This is a genomic window from Planktotalea sp. (genome assembly GCF_018607965.1).
Lineage (GTDB): Bacteria > Pseudomonadota > Alphaproteobacteria > Rhodobacterales > Rhodobacteraceae > Planktotalea.
In genome coordinates, this window is the sequence record NZ_JABBAM010000067.1 from 19,018 (window position 1) to 24,349 (window position 5,332).

The 5,332-nt window shown below is 51.9% G+C and carries 7 protein-coding genes; 5 read left to right on the forward strand and 2 right to left on the reverse strand.

All coding sequences use genetic code 11. The annotated features are described in order from the left end of the window. Positions 1 to 146: 146 nt before the first annotated feature. Positions 147 to 935 carry an enoyl-CoA hydratase gene (locus QZ279_RS06900; protein ID WP_293449500.1) on the reverse strand — a complete coding sequence of 263 codons (789 nt, stop codon included), beginning with the start codon at positions 933 to 935 and terminating at the stop codon, positions 147 to 149. A 58-nt stretch (positions 936 to 993) separates the two neighbouring features. Here QZ279_RS06900 and QZ279_RS06905 point away from each other — a divergent pair, with 58 nt between their 5' ends. Further along, on the forward strand, positions 994 to 1,413 hold the full coding sequence (locus tag QZ279_RS06905; protein ID WP_293449502.1) for a PaaI family thioesterase: 420 nt from the start codon (positions 994 to 996) through the stop codon (positions 1,411 to 1,413). Then, positions 1,410 to 2,309, forward strand: a complete 900-nt coding sequence (locus QZ279_RS06910; protein ID WP_293449503.1) for a DMT family transporter — start codon at positions 1,410 to 1,412, stop codon at positions 2,307 to 2,309. The genes QZ279_RS06905 and QZ279_RS06910 overlap by 4 nt, the downstream gene beginning before the upstream one ends. Positions 2,310 to 2,387: 78 nt before the next feature. Here the strand turns inward: QZ279_RS06910 and QZ279_RS06915 are convergent, their stop codons facing one another. After that, on the reverse strand, positions 2,388 to 2,621 hold the full coding sequence (locus tag QZ279_RS06915; RefSeq protein WP_293449504.1) for a DUF1127 domain-containing protein: 234 nt from the start codon (positions 2,619 to 2,621) through the stop codon (positions 2,388 to 2,390). A gap of 92 nt (positions 2,622 to 2,713) precedes the next feature. Here QZ279_RS06915 and QZ279_RS06920 point away from each other — a divergent pair, with 92 nt between their 5' ends. The 3 genes from QZ279_RS06920 (at position 2,714) to rpsI (ending at position 5,252) form a co-directional block, all read left to right on the forward strand. Beyond that, positions 2,714 to 4,135: a PLP-dependent aminotransferase family protein gene (locus QZ279_RS06920; protein WP_293449505.1), complete on the forward strand. Its 1,422-nt coding sequence runs from the start codon at positions 2,714 to 2,716 to the stop codon at positions 4,133 to 4,135. Positions 4,136 to 4,293: 158 nt separating this feature from the next. Then, complete coding sequence (gene rplM, locus QZ279_RS06925) at positions 4,294 to 4,755, forward strand: 50S ribosomal protein L13 (protein ID WP_293449507.1); 462 nt, start codon at positions 4,294 to 4,296, stop codon at positions 4,753 to 4,755. 2 nt (positions 4,756 to 4,757) lie between these two features. Continuing rightward, positions 4,758 to 5,252: a 30S ribosomal protein S9 gene (gene rpsI / locus QZ279_RS06930; protein ID WP_293449509.1), complete on the forward strand. Its 495-nt coding sequence runs from the start codon at positions 4,758 to 4,760 to the stop codon at positions 5,250 to 5,252. Positions 5,253 to 5,332 lie beyond the last annotated feature (80 nt).

Consider the following 5,332-nt stretch of genomic DNA (forward strand, 5'->3'; position numbering starts at 1 on the left):
TGGTTAACGTCAACAAACGTTATGGTTAACGTGTCTTTGCATCGAACGCGCAAGGCAGTATAGCTGGTTCTGCAAAGACACAATTACCTCAAGACTATCGCCAAGCCAGAAACGAAAGCACTTGTTTCGCAGTATTGTTTCACGGCTTAATCTTGTGGCCACACAGGCGTGCGCTTGTCCAAGAATGCTGCAATCCCATCCTCAGTGTCGCGGTACAGCATGTTTTCAACCATCACATTGCCCGTAAACTCATACGCCTCAGCTAAGCTCATATCCATTTGTTCGTAAAACGCAGATTTGCCAATCTTAACGGCAGCGCCAAGTTTTGCGGCAATGATTTCCGCCAAGTCCTGTGTTTCCTTGGCCAGATCGTCAAATGGAACTGAGCGGTTAATTAATCCAAGCTCTTGCGCGCGATCGGCTTGGATGAAACTGCCCGTTGTCAGCATCTCAAACGCTTGTTTGGGTGGAATGTTGCGGCTGAGCGCGACCATGGGGGTCGAACAAAACAAGCCAATATTCACACCATTCACACCAAAGCGCGTCCCCTGTGCTGCAACCGCTAAATCACAACTTGCCACCATTTGGCAGCCGGCAGCCGTCGCGATGCCATGGACTTGGGCGATGACGGGCTGGGGCAGGGCGCGTATGCTTTGCATCATGTGTGCGCAGCGATCGAAGAGGTCTTTGAAGTACGCTTTGCCACCGTCTTCGGCTTGTCGACCCGCAGTCATTTGCTTCAAATCGTGGCCCGCGCAGAACGCTTTGCCAGCACCAGACAGAATAACCGCCCGGACCGAGGACGTTTCACGCAACTCATCAAGCTGGGATTGTAGCGCCGCCAACATCTCGTCCGAGAGCGCATTTAGCCGTTCAGGCGCAGTCATATGTAGGTGCGCGACAGCATTTTTGTCGTTACGTTCTAAAATTGCCATCTTGCTCTCCTTCATGACTTAGTCAAAGCCTAGTGTGTGATGTAGCGGGAGGAAACCCATGGAACTGAAAATGGACGCGGGCGCGTTGAATACCCTGATGCAGACCGAGTTCCCGCAAGTCGCAACCGACTACATTGTAGAAACGGTTGTGCCGATGGAAGTTACCGTGCGCTTGCCTGTCGCAGACCGTCATTTGCGTCCGGGTGGTACAATTAGTGGCCCAACGATGTTTTCATTGGCGGATGTTTCAATTTACCTTGCTACAATGGCAATGATCGGACCTGTGACGCTGGCAGTTACTACCAATTGTAGCATTGATTTCATGCGAAAACCTGCGGCTGGCGTTGATTTGATCGCAACGGCGCGTCTTTTGAAGTTGGGCAGGCTGTTGGCTGTAGGGGATGTATTGATACATTCTGAAGGCATGAAAGCGCCCGTCGCACGCGCGTCACTTACATACGCAATTCCACCCAAATGAGCGAACCACAAGGGCAACTTTCGGGACTCGGCCTAAAGGCCATTGGCTTACTGATCCTGACCATCCTTTGCTTTGATGCAATGTCCATTCTAGTACGTATCTTGGCGGCCAGTTATTCCGTTCAAGAGCTATCCGCCTACCGTAACGTGCTTGGCATATTCCCATCGCTTTTATTGTTGATTTGGATGGGCGAGTTAAAATTCAAATGGAGCAGCCTGAAGATTGAACAATGGAAACTGGCGCTGTTTCGCGGTCTTGTCGTCGCGGTTGCGCAGATCTTCTTTTATTCAGCACTTGCACAGCTTGAACTGGCGACTGTCGCCACTTTAGGACAAACGAATGCCTTCTTCGTTGTCATCCTTTCGGTCCTATACTTGGGCGAAAAGGTCGGCATTTACCGCATCGCGGCTTTGTTCATTGGCTTTGCGGGGGTCATGTCGATTCTACGCCCAGGATCAGACGCTTTCACGCTCGCTGCATTGCTCCCTATCGGTGCCGCCGCGTGTTACGCGTTTGCAATGGTCAGCGTACGTAAATTTGGCCCTCAAACATCTAATGGTCTGTTATACCTGTATTCTTCTGCGGGGTCTGCTGTCGGTGCAATCTTCCTTGCGTCTTTTACAACAGAGTTTTCACCAATCCACAGCCTAAATGACGGTTTGCTCATTTTGTTGATGTCCACCATCGGCGGCATCGGCGTTTTGTTGATGATGATCGCGTTCCGCCTAACCAGCCCATCGGTCTTAGCGCCGTTCTGGTATTTCGGAATTCTGACCGCAGGGCTATTCGGCTGGCTTATCTTTGGTGAAGCACCGTTGGACACATTGTTCCCCGGCGTTTTGCTGATCGTTGGGGCAGGTGCGTTGATTATTTGGCGCGAAAGGCAGCGCACGTAAAAAGCGGCGGTCCATGAACAAACATGAAGACCGCCGAAGTAAGAGGTTCGTGAAATGTGGGAACAGTCCGTTAACAGCTTAGCGCTGCCAGAACCTCTTGTTCGCTTCAATATCAGCGGCGTCAGCGGATAGGCCAATGTCACTCAAAAGATGAGCGTCCAAATTGTTGAGCGACTTACGCGTATGATGATGCGTCGCCCATTTTGAACAGGTCACAGCAACACGGACAGCCAGCATCGCCAGAATTGGCATTGGGCGTTGACGATCAAGAAAAGCGAGATCTTCTGAGATCAGAGCGTGAGATTGCGACATGGGACACTCTTATAATTGCATTGACACAATATTGATAAATTCATAAAATATGGATACAAAGTGATTCATTGTACGTCTACAGAAAGATTGTAATGGATACAATTTGGCTCCCCAGCATCGAACATCGTGACGGCCCGAAATACAAAGCCCTCGCAAATGCCATTCGTGAAGCGATTGTCGAACAAACGCTTCAGGTGAAGCAAAAGCTGCCGCCCGTGCGTGATTTGGCGTGGGATTTGAAGATAACCCCCGGAACAGTTGCGCGCGCCTATTCGCTTTTGATCGATGAGGGCACATTAGAAGCCGCAGTTGGGCGGGGTACATTCGTTGCCGAACGCAGCGTCGCGCAAGACCCCAATGATGTTTGCGACACTCTAAACGAAGTCGTCACAAAACCAACGTCGTCAGAAACCCATCCCGATGTGGTGCGACTGACCTCGCCCTTACTGCCAGATGTGGGACAAGTGTCGCTGATCCAGACATTGATGGGGCAGGTGGCGGCCAACCCGCAATCAGGCGTGATGCACTATCCAAACCGCCAAACATTCAAACCTGCACGCGAAGCCGTGAAGCACTGGTTGCGCGGCACACCGCTTGGGTCTTTGGATGAAGGCGATATCGTCCTGTCCCATGGCGGCCAGAACGGGGTCAGCCTTGCGTTGCAGTCAATTTTAACAGGGCCAGCACCAGTTATATTGGTCGAAGAACTGTCCTACCCAGGGTTTCGACGCGCCGCGGCACTCTTGCGTGCAGAAGTAATTGGCGTCCCGATGGATAATGAGGGCATGATCCCCGAAGCCATCGCGGCCATCGCCAAAACCCACAACGTACAGGCCATTTGCACATCCCCTGAAGTGCATAATCCGACGGCCTTGTTCACACCAGAAACCCGCCGTGAAGAAATCGTAGACGTTGCGCGTGTGTGTGACATCCAGATCGTCGAGGATGATTGTTACCGTATGGGTGCAACGCGCGCACCCAGCTATCGTATGTTGGCGCCTGAGAGGGGCTGGTATGTATCGTCGATATCCAAAACGCTTACACCTGCGTTGCGCATCGGCTTTGTGGTTGCGCCCAAACCCCACGTGCCAGCGCTGCGTCGCTCCGCAGAACACGGCTTTTTCGGGCTTGCGACACCGCTTGCGGATTTAACCGAGCGCTTGTTGAGCGATCCACGTGCGCAAGAGTGCGCGGCCAAAGTGAATGTGGTCTTTAGCAAATACGTGCAAACCTGTGTAAATCTCTTGGGCTGTTATGAATTGACCTGGCACAAGGATGTTCCCTTTGTTTGGTTAAAGCTTCCCGAGGGCTGGCGCGCATCGGCCTTTTGCCAAGCCGCAGAAGCCGAAAAGGTTCAAATCCGTCCCGCAGAAGAGTTCATAGGCCGCGAAGCGCGCGCGCCCCATGCTGTCCGCATCGCAATAAACGCCCAAATTGACCATGATCACTTCGAAGCTGCGATGATGCGTTTGCGTGATCTTCTAGATTCCCCTCCAGAACGGATAGGTGTTTAGTGGGGTATTATTATACCCAATTGTTAGGTTGTTGTTTTTGAACACTTAATAAGCCGTTGTGGCGCTTGACGTGAAAACCACGGCGCGTATAACGCACTCATTCGACGCGGGTTGGTCCGCGTCATCTGATTCAAAAGACCTACAAAGGGTATATGTCGATGAAAACCTTCTCTGCAAAGCCAGCAGACATCGAAAAGAAATGGATCTTGATCGACGCTGAAGGCGTTGTTCTGGGCCGTCTCGCTTCGATCGTAGCTATGCGCTTGCGCGGCAAGCACAAGCCGTCCTTCACGCCGCACATGGATATGGGCGACAATGTCATCATCATCAACGCTGAAAAAGTGCAGATGACTGGCAAGAAACGCACAGACAAAAGATATTACTGGCACACAGGCCACCCGGGCGGCATCAAGTTCCGCACAGCGGGCGAGCTGCTTGAGGGTGCATACCCTGAGCGCGTGATGACTAAGGCGGTTCAGCGCATGCTGCCAGGTGGCCCTTTGAGCCGTCAGCAGATGACAAACCTGCGTGTATATGCGGGTTCCGATCATCCGCATGAAGCACAAAACCCTGATGTTCTGGACGTTAAGTCCATGAACTCCAAAAACACACGGGTGTAATAATGGCTGATCAAATCAATTCTCTCGAAGAGCTGAGCGCAGTAGCAGCAGACGTTGCCGTTGCCCCAGTTGTTGAAGCAGCCCCTTTGCGTGAGCAAGTTCGTGACGAACTTGGTCGTTCATACGCAACAGGCAAACGTAAGGACGCGGTTGCCCGCGTTTGGATCAAGCCAGGTTCTGGCAAGGTAACAGTCAACGGCAAAGAGATTAACGTCTACTTCGCACGTCCTGTTCTTCAGATGATCCTGCGTCAGCCATTCACAGTTGCAGGCGTTGAAGATCAATTCGACGTTATGGCAACTGTAAAAGGTGGCGGTCTTTCTGGTCAGGCCGGTGCGGTGAAGCACGGTATTTCCAAAGCGCTACAACTGTATGAACCCTCCTTGCGCGGTGCACTTAAGGCAGCTGGTTTCATCACACGTGACAGCCGTGTTGTTGAACGTAAGAAGCCCGGTAAGCGTAAAGCGCGTCGTAGCTTCCAGTTCTCAAAGCGCTAAGTTCGAACCTCCGAACTTACCATACAAAACAAAGGGTTGCGTATTTCGCAGCCCTTTTTTTGTGCGTAGCAGAATTGCAG